Below are 17029 nucleotides of genomic sequence, written 5' to 3'. Positions count from 1 at the left end.
GTATGGTAAGCATGCTTAGGATACTTTACAGGGGCATGGGCGGGCCGCCAAGCGGGGCCAAGAAAGCAGAGAGGGGGCCCTCGCGGGGTCCCCCTTAGATGCGGATCCCCTTAGATCAGGCCCGCGTTCAGGTCCGGATCAGCATTGAGGTCCTCGCCGCGCCGCTCCTGCTCAAGCGCAGAGGACACTGGCTCCTCATGTGCCGTCCGCAAAGACCGCCACACAGCGAACCCGCCGATGGCCAGGACGGCTGCGATCAACGCCGCGATCCGCGGCGCCGGCCATGCACTCTTGACCGGGGCGGGGGCCACGGTGGCTTCGGGCCCAACCCGCTTCAGACGTTCCTGGACCCGCGGTGTCATTGTCTCCACCCCGCCTGCCAGTTCTTCAGCGAGCCGGCGCACGACCGCCTGGAGGCGCGGAGATGCAGTTTCAATGCCGGTATCCAGGCCGGCCACCGCCCTTTGCAGCGCAGCCTGCACCCCGGGTGTGGCCCATTCCCTGTTCTTGGCCAGGTGGACCATCAGGTTTTCAGCTAGGGGAAGGACGTGCTCGGGCTCGGTCACTCGATTAGCTTTGTTGCGCATGCTGCCTCCTGGGTGTGATGGATGCCCATAGCCTACGGTGGGCAGCGTCACGGAAACACCCTTTGGCCGCACCCATGAGACCTCCTACCAGTACCAACCGCCACCTGTACAGCGGCCCAGCGGCTGGGGCATAGGAAGGAGCGGCCTTAAGGCGCATAGTTGGACGATGACAAGTCCTTACACCCGTGGCGACTCCATCAGCAGCGGGGCGTCCCGGGACCACATAAAACAGGCGCTGTTGGACTACGGGGCAACGGACGTTCTTGTCAGCCAGCGTGGGAACCGGAGCGCGATTGCTTTCAGGGGCGGCGGAAGGCAATTCCGCATCGTCGTTTCAATGCCGCATTCTGACGGGACCTTGTTACTCGCAGGGGACATAGCGCAGGGCCCTCTCCGGGACGCGAAGGCAAAAGTCCTGGATCGCGCCATCCGCAGGTTTTGGCACGCTTTGGCCGTGTCGATAGATGCCAAGCTCGGCGCGGCCACGGCAGGCGTCGCCACTCTCGAATCGGAATTCCTGGCCCATGTGGTTCTCCCGGGGAGCCGGACCGTGCTTGAGGAACTCGAACCCGTCATCGACTCTGCTTACCGGTCCGGCCGGCATCCCTTATTCGGCGCTTCGGCGCCGTCTCTACCAGGCTTGTCGGCCACCATCTGAAGGGCCAGACCACCCGGCCCGGGTTACGGTCAGCGCGTCGGCCAGCCGGGCTGCATCCCCTGCCCGCATGGCGTCGCTAATCGGAAGCGTGTTGGCCTCGCTGGTGCAGATCAGCAGCGCGGCCGCTACGTCGGCGACCCCGCCCCTGAACCGGCCGAACCGGGATACCCCGCCGGCTGGGTGTCCGGAGCGATTTTGTTCGGTTGCAGGCATGGCAGACGCTGCGGCACCCGCCATGCTGAGCTTCGTCAGCAAGGACGTTACGAGGTCCTTCACGGTGTGTTCCGCTAATGACATGTCGTGGCTGATCTGGCTGTTACTCAGGCCCTTCCCCATTCCGATCGCGGCATTCATTTCTGGTTTGGTCAGGGTGCAGGATCTCTCGTCCGCAAGGCCCGGCCCCGGGGCGCGGTTCAGGAGAGCCGGCTGGAACAGGCGGCTGAATGCTGTGTTCCCGCCCAGCGCACGGCGGATAAGCCTGAGCTGCTCCGTGCTGCCATCCTGCTTGGACAGGCACCCCCACGCGCCCGCCAGGATGGCGTCGATCAGCACAGTTTCGTCCGCGTCGCTGGTTATCAGCAGGCACCGGATTGCTGGTACGGCCGCGGCGATGGCCGACGACACGCCCGCACCGGAACCGTCGGGAAGATCATCGTCAAGGATGACCAGATCCGGGCGAAGGGCAGGAATCTGCCGGACGGCTTCACGCGCAGACCCTGATTCCCCGGAAACGCGGATTCCGTTCGACTCCAGCAGCTGGCGCAGTCCCCGCCGTTCGAGCTCGTGATTGTCCAACAGATACACGCTTTGTCCGTTGGAAGAGTGGTGCAGGGGAATTTCCCGGTCAGCCGTCATTGCCGATCCAATTCTTTGCCCTCTGACCGGTAGGCACTGTTTGCGGATCCCTGACGCCGACCTCACCGTTGCGAAGACGAACCACACCGGATCCCCATCCGGTGTTTGACAGCAGCCTGTGCGCATTTATGCTTGCAGGCCTGGACTCCCGACCCTAGACCTAACGGCCCTGGGATCATAGGCACAGCGGCAAACCCGCAGTTATTCATGACCTGTCCTGGCTGTGAGCAAGGCAGGTTTTGCCCGCCAGATATTTGCCGCAGTCCTGAACGCCATGAAGGGCGCCATGGGGCGTAGACTCACAGCATCTCGGGACGTCGTGACTGGACATCCGGTTTTCCGAAAAATGAGTCCAATCTCCTGCAGCCCCAAGGCTGCGGCTTGCAGGCGGCACCGAGTTTCCCCTGAACCTCCAGTCACAACCGTTCCACGTTCCCGCGGGTCCCGTCTTCGAACACACGCCGTGAACCAAAGCCCCGAAAGGCACACCATGACCGACACGCTTATCCAAGACCAATGGCACCGGCTTCCCTCCACAGTTACACAGTGGCTGATTGATAACCCCGGCTGCATGATCCTCCCGCGAACCTTGTCTGCAGAAATCAGTGCAGCAACGGGTGAGCCCCTCAACGAGGACCCCCACGGCGAAACTACGCTCTCCCAGCAGGACGTGGATTTCATCCGGATGAAATCCCGCGAGGCCGAGACCGAGGCCGGGCAATCGGACCCCGGCCCCAAGTTCTTCGACTCCGTGCAACCGTAAGTTCACCCCGGCCCGAGCACCACGAACGCAGCCTGGAAAATCCGTCAGATCGTGGCGAGGGCACCCGTGGCGCTTTCCACCAGCACATGGGTGCCCGCCTGGACATGGACCACTTCGCCGTCAATCTGGCAAGGAACAGCATTGCGCGTGGTGAAGGCATAACTGCTGACGCTTGGTTGATGCCCCAGTCCCAGCGTGACGGCCCGAAGGGTCATCAGCGCCATTTTCCAGCGCCCGGCATGGGGCAGCGTCACCACCTCGAATCGGCCATCATTCGGGTGGTGCGACTCGCTCACCGTTCCGTACTTCGCCATGCGGGAGATGTTGGCCAGGATCAGGCTGTCGAACTGCGCCGTGGCCCCGTCGTCCCGCACGAGTTCGAACGGCCTCAGGCCGGAGAGTGTCCGGGCAACGGAAACGAGCTCGAGGACTTTCCCCTTTCCGCCCTTTTCGATGCCGATCGCCATCAACGGAGTGAGCCCAAACCCCACGTAGGAGTGGGCGTACTGGACCTGCTCGCCGCGTGCACCGCGGAACGTAATTTTCAGCAGGTCGATGCGGCGGACGCGGCTCTCGCGGATGGCGTCCGTGAGCGACCTGGCCGGCATGCTCCGATGGTGATCGTTGGCGTTACCGGCAGGGAGCACCGTGCACACCGCCCTGCTGTCGAGCACGTCCATCACCCCGTTGACCACCTCGTTGTAGCCGCCGTCACCGCTGACCGAAACAATGAGCGGAACCCCTTGCGCGGCCTCGGACCGTGCCAGTTCCCGGGCATGCCCCGCGGATTCAGTCGGGAGCAGTTCAACAGGCAGACCCTGCAGGTCAAGGCCCAGATCCCGCTGCAGGCCGTCGATCCGTTCTGTCATTCCGGCTCTACCAGGATTGAAGATCAGGACTACCCGGTCAAAGGAGGAGGCAGCAGGTGCCCGGTCATCAGCCATGGTGCCCATCCTTCAGGCGGTGATGCAGTTAAGTCCAGCGCAGCCCTGGCCACGTTCGTCCCGGAGGTACCGCTGTTAAAAGCCCTACGGACCTGGTCACGGCGTCCTGAACCTATGGCCTAGCACCCCCGGCAGTGCCAGAATATTGGGCACCAGTCTCAGTGCAGGCCCACACCACAGGACAGCAAGGACGCGCGGTCATGACCTATGTCAACGGTTTAGCCGATGTGGGACGGGACGATGTCGCCCTGGCCGGCGGCAAGGCCGTCGGCCTGGGCGGGCTGATCCAGGCCGGGCTGCCGGTCCCGCCGGGATTCGTCCTGACCACCACGGCCTACTCGAAGTTCGTCACTGAAAACAACCTTGAATCGGCCATCCAGGAACTTGCCAGGCTGTCACTGCAGGCCTCGCCGCAGGACTACGCCGACGCGTCGGAGCGAATCAGCGGCCTGTTCCGGAGCGCCAGCATGCCGGCCGGGATCGCCGCCGAACTCGCAGATGCCTATGGCCGCCTCGGCGGCGGGGACACCGCAGTGGCCGTCCGTTCCTCCGCCACGGCCGAGGACCTCGCTTCGGCCAGCTTCGCCGGGCAGCAGGAAACCTACCTGAACATCCGCGGGGCGAACGCCCTGGCCACAGCCGTGATCGACTGCTGGGCCTCGCTCTGGACGGCGCGCGCCATGAACTACCGCGTCCGCGAAGGCGTGGGACCGGAGGAGGTGCGCCTCGCCGTCGTCATCCAGCAGATGGTGGAGGCCGACGCCGCCGGCGTCATGTTCACCGCCAACCCCACCAACGGGCGGCGGGACCAGACGGTGATCAGCGCCGCGTGGGGCCTGGGCGAATCGGTGGTCAGCGGGACGGTCACCACCGATGACCTGGTGCTCGACGCCGGGAGCGGTTCCGTGGTGTCGCGGCAGACGGCCGACAAGGACGTTATGACCGTGTACGCGGAGAACGGAACGCGGGAGCAGCCGGTGGCGGCAGCCCGCCGTCGTACGCCTGTGCTTGATGACCGGGCGGCGGCCGAGCTTGCCGGGTACGGCCAGCGGATCGCGGAGCATTTTGGCGCGCCGCAGGACATCGAGTGGGCGCGGGCCGGCGGCCAGTTCTTCCTGCTGCAGTCCCGGCCCATCACGGCGCTGCCCGAACCTGCCGCCGACACCCCGGAAACCTGGCCCCTGCCCTACCCGAAGGGGCTCTACTTCCGGGCGAGCATCGTGGAACAGCTGCCGGACCCGCTCTCGCCGCTGTTCGCCGACATGATCGACGGTTCCGTGGCGCGGTCGCTGACCACCCTGATGACCGCGGCGGTGGGCAAAAACGTGATGCGCGACGGCGACATCGGACTGCCCACCATCAACGGCTACGCCTACTACTATTACCGCAACTCGGCGATGTGGCGGATGATGGGCATGTCGCTGACGGCAATGCGTTCGCTGGCCCGCGGCAGGGCGCACATGGGCGTGGCCGGCTGGAGCGAGTATTCGCACCCCCGGTACGAACGCGTGATCAAGGACTGGCAGGCGAAGCCCCCGGCGGAGCTTTCCGGCGAGGAACTGCTGGCGGGCGTGCAGGCGCTGCTGGACGCTGGCACCGTGTACTACACCGCGGTGCAGTCGATCATTCCGCTCGCCGCCACCAGCGAAATCTCCTTCCGGGCGTTCTACAACAAGTTGGTCCGGCGCGAGGGCGACCCTCCGGCCCAGACGTTCCTCCTGGGCTACGACAGCGAACCCATCCGCGCGGAGAAGTCACTGTACGATCTGGCCGGCTGGGCCCGCAGCGATCCCGGGCTGACGGCTGCCCTGCTGGAACGGCCGACGGCGGAACTCGCCGGGAGCCAGCGCACCGGTTCGCCGCCGGCAGGGGTGGACAACGTCCTGTGGCAGGAATGGCGTTTCACCTTCAGGGAGCATCTGGCCCTGTACGGCCACGCGGTCTACAACCTGGATTTCGCCAGCCCGGTGGCGGCCGACGACCCGTCCGCCCTGCTGGAGACGGTGAAGTTCTACCTGCGCGGGCAGGGCACGGACCCGCATGAGCGGCAGCGGCTGCTGACCGAGCGGCGGGAGTCGCTGACCTCGGAGATGGCCGGGCGGCTGGGGCCGCGGCGCCGGGCGGTATTCTTCCGTTTGCTCCGGTGGGCGCAGGACCTCGCCCCGCTGCGGGAGGACGCGCTGGCCGACGTCGGCCTGGCCTGGCCGCTGCTCCGGCGGATGCTGCTGGAGCTCGGGCAGCGGCTGGTTTCCTCGGGTGTGGTTGCAGCGCCGCACGACGTGTTCTGGCTGCGGTTCCCGGAGCTGCGGAGCGCCGTCGAGTTCGGCCTCACCGCACCTGCTGAACAGGCGGCACCCGGGGCGCGGGCCGGCGTCGTGATTGCCGGAGCGGAGCGGCCCGTCCGCGCCGCCGCCGTGGAGGAGCGCAGGATGCTGTGGCGGGGCCAGGCGAAGGCGGCTGCCCCGCAGATGCTTCCGGAGAGCCGGTGGATGGAGCGGGCTTTCGGGTCCATGATGCCGGCGGGATCGCAGCACCAGGCCGGCGACGTCATCAAAGGCGTCGGAGCCAGCGCAGGCCGGGTCAGCGCCCCCGCCCGCGTCCTGGCCGGTCCGCAGGACTTCGGCAGGATGAAGCCCGGGGACGTCCTGGTGGCCCGCATCACCACTCCCGCGTGGACGTCGCTGTTCGCGATGGCTTCCGCCGTGGTGACCGATGTGGGCGGCCCGCTGAGCCACAGCTCCATCGTGGCCCGCGAGTATGGCATCCCCGCCGTCCTCGGCACCGGGGTGGCCACGCAGCGGATTGCCACCGGCCAGCAGATCCTGGTGGACGGCGACGCCGGAACGGTCACTGTGGAGCGTCCGGCCGCGGGTGCCCCGCCAGGTGTGGACGCGGCGGGCTGAGGGGGCTACTCCATCCCGGGATGCACCGGAACGAAATCAAGTTTGTTGCCGGAGTTCGTGCGGCCCGCAGAGGTCCGGGAGAATCCCCGCGCGTCGAGGCCGTTCTTCGCGCGGAACTCCGCGAGCGCTGCGTCGTAGGCGTTGTTGAGGGTCAGCCCTGAGAACTCGCCGGTGCTGCCGTCAGTGAAAGTGATTCTGATGCGGACGCTGGCCGGGTAGTGCCGGTTCATCCGGATGAAGCCTTCGGCGTCCTGCTGGAGAGTAATCAAGGGAATCTGCTTTCGTTGTGGGCCTGGCTCCAAGTCTGGCGCAGATTGCGCGTGACAGGTACCAGCAGGGCCCCTCACGCCACGCCGGACCTGCACGCAAGCCCCTGGTTCACCGGGTAAACTTGGTGGAGGAATTGTTCGGCCAGCCGCGCCCGGTTCCACTCCCCCTCCTCCTTGAATGGAACCCCCTTAATGTCCTCCGCGATTTCCGCGCCGGTGGCCAAGCGTTTCCCGCTTGCCGCCATGATGGTCCTGGCCACCATCGCCTTCACCGCCATCACCACCGAACTGCTCCCCTCCGGCCTGCTCCCCCAGATCAGCGCTGGCCTGAATGTGTCGGAGCCGGTGGCCGGCTACCTCGCCGCGGCCTATGCCGCCGTCATCGTGATCACCGTGGTGCCCGCCGCGCGGCTGCTCGCCAACATCCCGAAGCGGCCGTTGCTGGTGGCACTCGTCCTGACGTTCGCGCTCAGCAACGCCCTGGTGGGCCTGGCCCCGGACTTCACGTTCGCGATGGTGGCGCGGCTGGTGGGTGGCCTGGCCCACGGACTGCTCTGGACCACCATGGCCCCGTACGTGGCCCGCGTGGTCCCGGCGGACAAGGTGGGCAAGGCGCTCGCGATCGTCTTCAGCGGCAACAGCCTGGGCCTGGCCATCGGCGCGCCGATCGGCACCGCGCTGGGCACCATCCTCGGCTGGCGCTCGGCGTTCCTGGCCCTCGCCGGCTTCGGTGTGCTCCTCGCCGTCCTCGGCTTCTTCTTCCTCCCCTCGGTCCGGCGCGGCGCCGGCGAGATCCGCCCCTCCATGCGCGCGGCCATCGCCCAGCCCGGCGTGAAGTCCGTGGCCATCGCCTGGCCGCTGCTGGTCCTGGCCCACTTCGCGCTCTTCACCTACATCGCCCCGTACATCCGCGAAGCCGGCCTGCCCGACTACGCCATCAGCCTCTCCCTCACCGTCCTCGGCGTCGCCGGCCTGCTCGGCATCTGGATCGCGGGGACAACCGTTGATTCGCACCCGCGCCGTTCGCTTCTGATTACGACGGCGGCCATCGCCGTCTCGATGCTGGCGTTGCCTTTTGTGGGCGGCAGCCTCGTCTTCGCGCTCGCTTTGATGACGGTGTGGGGCGCCGGGCTGGGCGCGATCGGCATCTACAACCAGTCGGCCATCCTCCGCGCCGGCCGCGAGAACAAGGACGCCGCCAACGGTCTCACGGTCCTCACCATCCAGCTGGGCATCACCATCGGCGCGCTCTACGGCTCCGCCGCCTTGGTGGTGGCCGGGCCTTTGCTCGTGCCGGCCGCCGCTGCCCTTCCGGTCATCGCTGCACTGGTCATCGCCTGGGCCGGAAAGACGGCGGCCTACCCGCCGGGCCCGCGCGAGTCCACCTGGAAGAGCCCGCGGCCCGTCAAGGAACTTGAGGAAACGCACTAGGTTCCAACCGGTTGGCTTGCCCCGGAACGAGGACACCTTCTGCCCGCGCGCCTCGGCGCCCCGACGGTTGCGGGAATTCACAGGTCGACGACCTAACATGGCCCACATGAAGGTTGCCCGGGAGGCCCGCTCTGCTGCAGTGGTGATTAACGCCGGATCACGCCGCGGAGCAGCAGCACACGAACTGGTGTTGGACACGTTGCAAAAGGCGGGCGTGCCCATCTCCTCCGTGCACCGCGTGCTGTCGGGGGCGGAGCTGGCCCAAACCCTCGATCAGGTGGTTGCGGACGGGCACGACCTGGTGGTTGTCGGCGGCGGCGACGGGACAGTGAGCTTCGCTGCCGGCCGCGTTGCCGGCACCGACGTTATGCTCGGCGTCCTTCCGCTGGGAACCGCCAACGACCTCGCCCGCACGCTTGAGATCCCGAACAATCTCGCCGAGGCGTGCGCCGCCGTCGCCGACGGGAAAGTGGTGGACATCGACCTCGGCCGGGCCAGCGGGCAGCCATTCCTGAATGTCGCTTCCGTTGGCCTGTCGGTGGGTGTGACCGAGGCGCTCAGCCCCGGCCTGAAGCGGACCATCGGGCCATTGGCGTACGCCGTTGCCACCCTGCGCGCCTACTCCCGGCACAAGCCGTTCCGGGCCCGCCTTGAGTTCCCGGAGGGGGACCACGAGACGCTGGAGCTCGAGGACGTGCTGCAGGTGGCCGTCGGCAACGGCCGGCACTACGGCGGGGGCAACATGGTCTCCCCGACGGCAGGGATTGACGATCACCTCCTGGACATCTACGCCATACCGGCGGGGCGGCTCCGGGACCATGTGAGTATCGCCCGGCTGCTCAAGGACGGAAGTTTCGTCAAGCACGAGCGCGTGTATCACCTGACCAGCCGGAGTGTCCGGCTGGTCACCGAGCCGCCGCTGTCCGTGAACCTCGACGGCGAGATCGCGGCGGTCACGCCCACCGACTTCACCATCCAGCGCAACGCCGTTCACGTGGTGGTACCCCAGAGCAGCACCAGTGCACTGTTCGACGGGCCTGGCCCCACAGTCTGGCCGCCGCCTACAGACTAAGGCGCGGGATCGCCGTCGTGCTTGGTGGCATGTTGGCCGCCCAGTGTGGCGCGGACGTCACCCTGTCCGCGGAGCTTGTGCCAGACCTTCTCGGCGCCTTCGAAGCAGAGATAGGTGCCGCCCAGCTTCAGGATGAACGGGCGGGCGAAGGTGCTGATGAGCAGCAGCGCCGGCAGGATGACGTGAAGAAACGCGCTGGAAGCCGGGCGTAATTCTCAGGCAGGCCAGTCCCCGCCCGTGGGTGATCATGAAGTTGATGACTGCCGGCGTCGGGTACTCCGCGGCAACAACCAGGGTTTACCTGTGCGTAAAGAACCAGACGGCGGAGGGTGTTTCGTAACGGCAGGGCAAGAGAAAAGCTCCGGCTTGCTGTACTCGCGGTCCAGCACGAGGGCAGCCGCCAAGTCGCCGCCCTCATGCGCGACCACGGGCTGACGCGGACGCAGGCCGAGATCCTCGCAGTAGTGCAGGACTTCGGACCGTTCACGAGCGGGCGAGCGCGGCACTCACCGAACCGCAAATGGCGTTCATTGCCTCCGCCCTGGCCCTGATCATCGAGGGCAGCGAGGAGCACGCCGCCCTGATGCGGCGCTTTCGCCGGCTCGACGCATCGGCATGACCTGGTTGACATGCACAAATACATGTCACATCATGAATGACATGTCATGCATTTCCGCCCAAGTGAAGGAAACCCCATGCTCCGCATAACCCGTGCCGCCCTGAAACATCCAAGGTCCGTCCTCGCCGGATGGTTGCTCATTTTGGCGCTCTCCGTTCCTTTCGCCCTGCAGCTGGATGGATCCCTGTCCGCCGGCGGGTTTACGAATCCGCGGGCAGAAGCCCTGGTCACACAGACAACTGTGGAGGAAGCCTTCGGCGACGAGCCGAACCAGCTGCTGATCGCCGTCGATGCCGATGCCCCCTTGGGCGACTCCAGCCTGCCGCAACTGGTGGAGCCGCTGAAGGAAGCCGGTGCCACCACCATCCAAACCCCCGCTGACAACCCGGACTTCCTGTCATCGGACGGGCGCACGGCGCTGATCATGGCGGGCTTCCCGGGTGACAACACCTCGATCCAGAACAAGGTCCCCGACCTGCAAAAGGCTGTGGAGAACAAGATCCCGGGGGCTTCCGTCTACGTAACCGGCCAGCCGGCCTTGGATTACCAGCTCAATGTGCATTCCAAGGAGGACGCGACGCGGGCCGAAATGATCGTCTTTCCGATCCTGATCATCGTGCTCCTGCTGGTCTTCCGCTCCGTGGCCGCAACCCTGGTGCCCCTGCTCATGGCAGGCACTGCCTTGGGCGTCGCCAGCGCGATCGGTTTTGCCGTAACGCGCTTCACCGAGATCTCCATCCTGTACTCGAACATCGTGTCCATGATCGGCCTGGCCGTCGCCGTCGACTATTCGCTCTTCATCATCAAGCGCTACCGTGAGGAACTCGACGCCGGCAACAAGACCGGCGCCGCCCTGGCCGTAGCCTCCGCCACTGCCGGGCGCAGCGTCATCTTCAGTGGCGTGGCCGTCGCCGTCGCCCTCGTGGCGCTGTTCATCCCCAACGTTATGGCCTTCACCAGCATCGCCCTGGGCGGTGTGGTGGTCACCCTGATCGCCATCGCACTGAGCATCACCGTCCTCCCGGCCGCCCTGAGCCTCCTCGGGCACCGGATCAACTGGGGAACCGTCCGGCTGCCGACCCGGTTCCAGTCCCGGCCGGCACGCAGTGCCGGTCCGGCCGGCGGCAAGCGCCCGCGCGTATTGGCTGCGGCAGGCATCGCCGCCATGCTCCTGGTTGCCCTGCCGGTGCTGGGGATTTCGCTCCAGTCGCCGGTGGCCAGCGCTACCGTCCTGCCCGCCGGAGACCCTGCACGCACAGGACTGGAAACGATCGAAGAGCGCATTGGCCACAAGGGCCTGTTTCCGGTCCAGGTGGTCCTGAGCACTGAGGACTCCACGCCGCTTCCTGACGTTCTGGCTACCGTGGAGCGCGTCAGTGACTACGCCGGTTCGCAGCCCGGAGTCGCCGCGGTGACCTCGCTGACCAGTGGCGGGGTCACGGGTGAGCAGCTCGCCGCCGCCCTGGCCACCCCTGCGGGAGCTGAAGGCGCCGCGGGTCTCTGGGCCCACGAGGACGGCCGCTACACCACCCGCATCCTGGTGGACCCGTCCGAGGGCCCGGACTCTGTCCGCGCCCACCAGCTGGTCAGCGACCTGCGGAGCCACGTGGATGAAGCCGCAGCCGGGTACACAACAGGGGTCACTGGCGCCACCGCCCAGGGCGTGGACTTCGACAACACGCTTATCGAGTCCATTCCCCTGATCGCCGGCGTGGTGTTTGTGTTGACCTTTCTGATGCTCGCCTTCGCCTTCCGATCGATCATCCTCCCGGTGCTCGCGCTGTTCTTCAACACGCTGGTGCTACTCGCGAGCCTGGGCCTGTTGACCGGCATCGTCAGCGCGGCAAGCAACGCACCGCTGAACTCGGTGACTCCGGTCCTGCTGTTCGCCGTGATGTTCGGGCTGTCCATGGACTACATGGTCATCATCATTGCCCGCATCGTCGAAGCCTTCGGACACGGAAAGCCGTTCACGGAGGCTGTGACGTCCGGCGTGCGGGGTACACGGTCCATGATCAACAGCGCGGCCATCATCATGGTCGCCGTCTTCGCTTCGTTCTCCTCCGCACAGATCAGCATCGTGCGCGAGATCGGCATCGGACTTGCCATCGCCGTAATCCTGGACGCGCTGGTGGTAAGGATGTTCATCATGCCCGCCGTCCTGCGGGTCCTCGGGCCCCGCGTCCTGGGTCCCCGGAAGAGCCAGGAAACTGAGCTGGACGCCGCCGTGCCGGAGAAGGTCCCCGCTCCGGTGTAGCCTCGCCCCCGGCGGAAAAAGATGACATGCTATCGTTTTCGGAAGCCTTCCGTCCCCATCGACGCCTTCGTCCACCTTCAACCCCAGGAACCATCGAATGACGAGCCCCGCAGCCCTGCACAGCACTGACAGCGACCGAATGCTTGCTCCTTCAGAGCTTCGATACCTGGTCCTTGCTGCCCAGCGCGAAGGGAACCGTGCCCTGATGAGACTGCTCGCCCCGCTGGAGCTGACTCCGTCGCAGGCCGAGATCCTCCTGGTGCTCCACTCGTTCGGACCCCTTAGTTTGAGGAGCCTGGGCGAGATGATTGTGTGCGAAGCCGGCAGCCCCAGCCGCATCGTTGACATGCTCGTCACCCGCCAGCTGGTCCACCGCCGCACCTCGGCGGCGGACCGGCGGGCGGTCCAGCTGGAGCTGACCGAGGCCGGCGCCAGCCTGATCCCCAGCCTGAAGGACATCGAGGCGGGACTCGAGGCCCATGCAGCTTCCGTCCTCACTGACCAGGAACAGGCCCTCGTCGGCGCTGCCCTTCGCAAGTACCTCCAGGGCACTGACAGTGAAGGGGTGTTCGAACGCCGATTCGGCGCGGACCAGCCCCGTTAACCTCCCCTCCAACTTCCTGCCCCAACCGCGCAACCTGACCTCCCTAGGGTGAACGGGTCACCGGCCACCAGCCGGCCCCCGTCATCCCAGGAGGAACCACCCATGCGCCACGTCCTGACTGCCGCGGCAACCGCCGCCCTGATCGCCGCCATGGCGAGCCCCGCCGTCGCGAGCTCCGAGAACGAAGCCGGCACGCCGTCGTCGAACGCTGCCGGAACCGCCACCTCCGCGATCAAAACGAACGAGCGCAACGGCTCCTTCGACCTGCAGAGCCACCGCGGCGGCCGCGGTGAATGGACTGAGGAGTCCCTGGCCGCCTTCGAAAACTCCCTGGCGCTGGGCGTGACCACCCTGGAGCTGGACACGCACCTGACTGAGGACGGCAAGGTGGTGGTGTGGCACGACGACACCATCCAGGCCGGCAAGTGCAAGGACACCGGCGACGCCGGCTACGTCGGTAAGCGGGTTGCTGACCTGACGCTCGCGCAGATCAAGACCCTGGACTGCGGCTTTAAGCAGCTGTCCGGCTACCCGGTGCAGGACGTCATCGAGGGCAACCGGATCGCGGAGCTCAAGGACGTGTACCAGCTGGTCCGCGACGCCAAGGCCGCGAAGGTCCGCTTCAACGTGGAGACCAAGGTGGAGAGCAGCGAGGTGGGCGGCGCCGGCATGGAGTCCCTCACCCGGGCCGTGGTGGCCGAGATCCAAGCCTCCGGCATGGCGGACCGGACCACCCTGCAGTCCTTCGACTGGTCCTCTCTGAACCTCACCCGGGAGATCGCGCCGGAGCTGCCGCTGGTGGCGCTTTCCAGCGGCAACGCCTGGATGGGGGTGGGCCAGCCCGGTGCCAGCCGCAACCTGGGCGGCATCGACATCGACGACTACGCCGGTTCCCTGCCCAAGGCGGCAGCTGCCCATGGGTACGACGCCGTCTCCCCCACGTTCAGTTCCGTCACCCCTGAGATGATCGCCGAAGCCCACGCACTGGACCTGCCCGTGATCCCGTGGACCGTGAACACCGCCGCGGACATGGAGCGCCTGATGGACCTGGGCGTGGACGGCATCATCACCGACTACCCCACCCGCCTGCGCACCCTTATGGAGGAGCGCGGCCTGAAGCTGCCCAAGGCGTATGAGGTGAAGGGCTAACCTTTTCCGCTCCGGCCCACGATTTGGCGGGCCACCAGCCGATCAACTCCGGGCAGGTGGCTTGCCCTGATGATCCACCGCCGCAGTAGGCGCTGGGCCCTGTTTGCGGGGAGGAACGAGGACGCCGCGCGCCTCCCCGCAGACTGGGCTTCCTCCACCACGGGCCGCCAGCGCCGCTCGAACTCACCAAGCGCGGGGCCAATTCCTTCAGGCGCCGACACCGGGCCGAGCACGTCACCCAGCAGCGCCGCGCCGGCGACAGCCAGGGAGGCGCCCTGCCCTGCAAGGAGCGACACCGCCCCGCAGGCATCCCCGAGGAGAACGCACCGCTCCCGCTGCCAGCCCGGCATCACAACCTGGGCGACGACGTCGTCGTACGGATGCTCCGGACAGAGCTCAAGCAGGCGGTCCACCGCGTCGCCGAGCCCGGAAAACTCCAGGCGCAGCCGCTCCCTGGGGCTCCCTGCCGGCAGCTCCCCAGCCGCGCCCGGAGCATCCCGATAGACCATAAAGGCCGCCACCTGATCCGAGCGGAGGCCATAGATCCCAGCCATCCGGTTAAGGCTGTCCGTCAGGACAAACCGGTTCCGGAAGCGGGCGTTCAGAACCGGATTGGTCACGATGAAGGCGGCAGCACGCATGCCCAGAGGGCGCAGGTACTCCTTTTCCGGACCGAAGACCTGCGCCCGGACGGCGGAGTGGATGCCGTCCGCGCCCACGAGGACGTCGGCGGGCGCCACGTCCGGCAAGCCATCGACGGCGGCCCGCACGCCGTCCCCGCCACTGACTATTCCACCCGCCGGCGCACCGTAACGGACCCGCACCCGGCCGGGTGCCACGTCGTCGAGGGCAGCAAGGGCGGCCAGCTCCAGGTCGGGACGCAGCAGGCTGAGGACCTTCCCGCCGGCAAAGCGGGCGAACTGGCCGTGGTCGAGGCTGGACGTGGTCCGTTCTCTTCCATCGACATATTCGACTGCGTCCACGCGATAGGTCACGGCTGCAAGCCGGGGGTAGAGACCGATGCGCTCCGCGGCCTCCACCCCAGGTCCAAAGAAGTCCATCATGTAGCCGTCAAGGCGCGGAGCCGCAGCCTTCTCCAGGACTTCGACGTCCCAGCCGGCCAAGCCAAGCTGGCGGGCCACCACCAGGCCCGCGATGCCCGCCCCCACAACCACCGCCCTCATGACCTGACCACCAGGGACGGAATCCTTTGCATGAGCCAAACGTACCCACGGCCGGCGCGGCTGGGCAGGGGCCGCGGCCAGATGCATTGTTTTCGCCCCGGCCAGGCCCTACCGTAAAGGGACCGTCAGCCGAACGCAGGTGTGGGCATGCGAACTGTTTCTGGGTCCTCGCGGTGGCTCCTGGTGTGCCTGCTGGCCGCAGGGATGCTTGGCCTCACGACGCCGGAGCCCGCCCCGCCCGGTACCGCACCGCCGGGCCCCGGGACTTCCGGGCAGACCTACGCGGCGCTGGACGACTTCCTGCAGGACCAGCTCAACGCCCTCGGGATCCCGGGTGCGGCCGTCGCCGTGGTCCGGGACGGGGTCCAGGTGCACTCCGCCGCGTTCGGCCGCGCCGACGATTCCGGGCGGCCGATGACCGCGCGGACGCCGGTGCTGCTGGCCTCCACGAGCAAATCCTTTACCGCCATCGCCGTGATGCAGCAGGTGGAGGCCGGGCGGCTAGAACTGGACGAGCCCGTGCAGACCTACCTGCCGTGGTTCACCTTAAACGACAGCCGCTCCGCCGCGATCACGGTCCGCCACCTGCTCCACCAGGCCAGCGGCATGTCCTCGAAGGACACAGCCTTCGAAGCCTCCGACGCGCAGGGTCCGGAAGCCCTCGAAGCGGAGGTCCGAGCCCTGTCCGGCTCTCCCCTCACGGGCGAACCGGGTGCGGCCTTCCACTACGCCAGCGCCAACTTCAACGTCCTGGGCGTCCTGGTGCAGACGGTCTCCGGCCAGCCCTTCGGGGACTACCTGAAGGAGCACGTCTTCGGGCCGCTGCAGATGGCCAACAGCCATCCCACCCGGGCGGCCGCCCGCGCGGACAACGCTGCCGCCGGCTACTCCCGCTGGTTCGGCTTGTTCTGGCTCAAGACGGACGTGCCGGCGCCCACCGCCGGCATGCCGTCCTCCACCCTGTATGCCTCGGCGGAGGACCTGGGGCGCCAGCTCACGGCACTGCTCGACGGCGGGCAGTACGGCAGCGCCCGGATCCTCCGCCCTGAGAGCGTGGCAGCAATGTTCGAGCCGCGGGTCCGGGTGAGCGATTCACAGAGCTACGCGATGGGCTGGTTCAGCCGGGCACTCGTCGAATCCGCGGGTCCGGCGGCACCGCCCGCCCCGGATGCGGCCTTGCCGCGGCTCGTGGAGCACCAGGGGGAATGGGGCAACAGCCACACGTACCTGGCCGCTGTTCCGGAGTCCGGCCTCGGCGTCGCGCTGGTCATCAACGGCAATGACACCGCTGCCCCGTCGCGGCTGAAGTCGATCGATACCAACCTGCTCCGGATCCTGCACGGGCACTCCCCCGTGCCCGCCGTGGTTTTCGAGGACTGGCTGCAGCAGTACAGCTGGGCGGTGTCCATGGCGCTGCTGCTGGCGGAGCTGCTGAGCCTGTGGCTGTCGCTCCGGTTCCTGCTCCGCAGGCAAGCACCGCAGAAGAAACGGTGGGCGCCCCTGGCGTGGGCCGCCGTCGCGCTCGCCTTGGACGGGTTCGCCCTGTGGCTGTGCCTGGTCTACGCCCCCGCCCGGTTCGACACGCACCTGTTTGTGATCGTCCGGCAGTTTCCCGACGTCGGCATCTCGCTGGTTCCCATTCTCGCCCTCGCCCTCCTGTGGCCACTGCCGCGGACGGTCTGGGTGCTCGCCAAGGTAGCTGCAGGGGGGCGGGAAGGTGCCCGGCACTGAACC

Annotated in this window: 14 protein-coding genes and 1 pseudogene; 9 read left to right on the top strand and 6 right to left on the bottom strand. The window is 67.2% G+C overall.

Annotated features, from left to right (window positions below; all coding sequences use genetic code 11):
- Positions 1-110: 110 nt before the first annotated feature.
- Complete coding sequence (locus ACFVYC_RS20085) at positions 111-587, bottom strand: hypothetical protein (protein ID WP_387553580.1); 477 nt, start codon at positions 585-587, stop codon at positions 111-113.
- A gap of 166 nt (positions 588-753) precedes the next feature.
- Here ACFVYC_RS20085 and ACFVYC_RS20080 point away from each other — a divergent pair, with 166 nt between their 5' ends.
- On the top strand, positions 754-1245 hold the full coding sequence (locus ACFVYC_RS20080; protein WP_387553579.1) for a hypothetical protein: 492 nt from the start codon (positions 754-756) through the stop codon (positions 1243-1245).
- On the opposite strand, the gene ACFVYC_RS20075 is transcribed toward ACFVYC_RS20080, so the two are convergent.
- On the bottom strand, positions 1219-2100 hold the full coding sequence (locus ACFVYC_RS20075; RefSeq protein ID WP_387553577.1) for a response regulator: 882 nt from the start codon (positions 2098-2100) through the stop codon (positions 1219-1221). The two genes, ACFVYC_RS20080 and ACFVYC_RS20075, sit on opposite strands and share 27 nt — an antisense overlap.
- A 490-nt stretch (positions 2101-2590) precedes the next feature.
- Here ACFVYC_RS20075 and ACFVYC_RS20070 point away from each other — a divergent pair, with 490 nt between their 5' ends.
- Positions 2591-2863 carry a hypothetical protein gene (locus ACFVYC_RS20070; protein WP_387553575.1) on the top strand — a complete coding sequence of 91 codons (273 nt, stop codon included), beginning with the start codon at positions 2591-2593 and terminating at the stop codon, positions 2861-2863.
- Positions 2864-2907: 44 nt separating this feature from the next.
- On the opposite strand, the gene ACFVYC_RS20065 is transcribed toward ACFVYC_RS20070, so the two are convergent.
- The gene (locus tag ACFVYC_RS20065) at positions 2908-3807 is read right to left on the bottom strand and encodes a diacylglycerol/lipid kinase family protein (protein ID WP_387553573.1); all 900 of its coding nucleotides are present in this window, start codon (positions 3805-3807) and stop codon (positions 2908-2910) included.
- Positions 3808-4007: 200 nt separating this feature from the next.
- Here ACFVYC_RS20065 and ACFVYC_RS20060 point away from each other — a divergent pair, with 200 nt between their 5' ends.
- On the top strand, positions 4008-6710 hold the full coding sequence (locus ACFVYC_RS20060; protein ID WP_387553571.1) for a PEP/pyruvate-binding domain-containing protein: 2703 nt from the start codon (positions 4008-4010) through the stop codon (positions 6708-6710).
- 5 nt (positions 6711-6715) lie between these two features.
- On the opposite strand, the gene ACFVYC_RS20055 is transcribed toward ACFVYC_RS20060, so the two are convergent.
- Entirely contained in the window at positions 6716-6979 is a 264-nt protein-coding gene (locus tag ACFVYC_RS20055) for a hypothetical protein (RefSeq protein ID WP_387553569.1), read from the bottom strand.
- 192 nt (positions 6980-7171) lie between these two features.
- On the opposite strand from ACFVYC_RS20055, the gene ACFVYC_RS20050 reads away from it, so the two are divergent.
- Both ACFVYC_RS20050 and ACFVYC_RS20045 read left to right on the top strand, forming a co-directional pair.
- Complete coding sequence (locus tag ACFVYC_RS20050; protein WP_387553567.1) at positions 7172-8410, top strand: MFS transporter; 1239 nt, start codon at positions 7172-7174, stop codon at positions 8408-8410.
- 106 nt (positions 8411-8516) lie between these two features.
- Entirely contained in the window at positions 8517-9482 is a 966-nt protein-coding gene (locus tag ACFVYC_RS20045; protein WP_387553565.1) for a lipid kinase, read from the top strand.
- Between the two features lie 65 nt (positions 9483-9547).
- On the opposite strand, the pseudogene ACFVYC_RS20040 reads toward ACFVYC_RS20045, so the two are convergent.
- A pseudogene (locus tag ACFVYC_RS20040) lies at positions 9548-9670 on the bottom strand (DUF808 family protein); the annotation flags it as partial.
- A gap of 507 nt (positions 9671-10177) precedes the next feature.
- Between ACFVYC_RS20040 and ACFVYC_RS20035 the strand changes: the two are divergent.
- The 3 genes from ACFVYC_RS20035 (at position 10178) to ACFVYC_RS20025 (ending at position 14111) form a co-directional block, all read left to right on the top strand.
- Positions 10178-12358, top strand: a complete 2181-nt coding sequence (locus tag ACFVYC_RS20035; RefSeq protein WP_387553563.1) for an MMPL family transporter — start codon at positions 10178-10180, stop codon at positions 12356-12358.
- Positions 12359-12455: 97 nt separating this feature from the next.
- A complete protein-coding gene (locus tag ACFVYC_RS20030) occupies positions 12456-12962 on the top strand; it encodes a MarR family winged helix-turn-helix transcriptional regulator (RefSeq protein ID WP_387553561.1) in 507 nt (168 codons plus the stop codon).
- Positions 12963-13064: 102 nt separating this feature from the next.
- Positions 13065-14111, top strand: coding sequence for a glycerophosphodiester phosphodiesterase family protein (locus ACFVYC_RS20025; RefSeq protein WP_387553559.1), 1047 nt, complete (start codon positions 13065-13067; stop codon positions 14109-14111).
- On the opposite strand, the gene ACFVYC_RS20020 is transcribed toward ACFVYC_RS20025, so the two are convergent.
- Positions 14108-15295: an FAD-dependent monooxygenase gene (locus ACFVYC_RS20020; RefSeq protein ID WP_387553557.1), complete on the bottom strand. Its 1188-nt coding sequence runs from the start codon at positions 15293-15295 to the stop codon at positions 14108-14110. The genes ACFVYC_RS20025 and ACFVYC_RS20020 overlap by 4 nt on opposite strands.
- A 147-nt stretch (positions 15296-15442) precedes the next feature.
- On the opposite strand from ACFVYC_RS20020, the gene ACFVYC_RS20015 reads away from it, so the two are divergent.
- Positions 15443-17026, top strand: coding sequence for a serine hydrolase domain-containing protein (locus ACFVYC_RS20015; protein WP_387553555.1), 1584 nt, complete (start codon positions 15443-15445; stop codon positions 17024-17026).
- The last annotated feature ends 3 nt before the right edge of the window (positions 17027-17029 follow it).

The organism is Pseudarthrobacter sp. NPDC058329, assembly GCF_042879835.1.
Lineage (GTDB): Bacteria > Actinomycetota > Actinomycetes > Actinomycetales > Micrococcaceae > Arthrobacter.
Note: the sequence above shows the minus strand (reverse complement) of the source record. Positions and strands in the feature narration are given on the sequence as shown.

Bases quoted from the DNA above. Each gene is read 5' to 3' on its own strand.
- ACFVYC_RS20065 (WP_387553573.1), bottom strand. From the start codon at position 3,807: ATGGCTGATGACCGGGCACCTGCTGCCTCCTCCTTTGACCGGGTAGTC.
- ACFVYC_RS20070 (WP_387553575.1), top strand. From the start codon at position 2,591: ATGACCGACACGCTTATCCAAGACCAATGGCACCGGCTTCCCTCCACA.
- ACFVYC_RS20025 (WP_387553559.1), top strand. From the start codon at position 13,065: ATGCGCCACGTCCTGACTGCCGCGGCAACCGCCGCCCTGATCGCCGCC.
- ACFVYC_RS20020 (WP_387553557.1), bottom strand. From the start codon at position 15,295: ATGAGGGCGGTGGTTGTGGGGGCGGGCATCGCGGGCCTGGTGGTGGCC.
- ACFVYC_RS20035 (WP_387553563.1), top strand. From the start codon at position 10,178: ATGCTCCGCATAACCCGTGCCGCCCTGAAACATCCAAGGTCCGTCCTC.
- ACFVYC_RS20075 (WP_387553577.1), bottom strand. From the start codon at position 2,100: ATGACGGCTGACCGGGAAATTCCCCTGCACCACTCTTCCAACGGACAA.
- ACFVYC_RS20085 (WP_387553580.1), bottom strand. From the start codon at position 587: ATGCGCAACAAAGCTAATCGAGTGACCGAGCCCGAGCACGTCCTTCCC.
- ACFVYC_RS20050 (WP_387553567.1), top strand. From the start codon at position 7,172: ATGTCCTCCGCGATTTCCGCGCCGGTGGCCAAGCGTTTCCCGCTTGCC.
- ACFVYC_RS20030 (WP_387553561.1), top strand. From the start codon at position 12,456: ATGACGAGCCCCGCAGCCCTGCACAGCACTGACAGCGACCGAATGCTT.
- ACFVYC_RS20045 (WP_387553565.1), top strand. From the start codon at position 8,517: ATGAAGGTTGCCCGGGAGGCCCGCTCTGCTGCAGTGGTGATTAACGCC.
- ACFVYC_RS20060 (WP_387553571.1), top strand. From the start codon at position 4,008: ATGACCTATGTCAACGGTTTAGCCGATGTGGGACGGGACGATGTCGCC.
- ACFVYC_RS20015 (WP_387553555.1), top strand. From the start codon at position 15,443: ATGCGAACTGTTTCTGGGTCCTCGCGGTGGCTCCTGGTGTGCCTGCTG.
- ACFVYC_RS20080 (WP_387553579.1), top strand. From the start codon at position 754: ATGACAAGTCCTTACACCCGTGGCGACTCCATCAGCAGCGGGGCGTCC.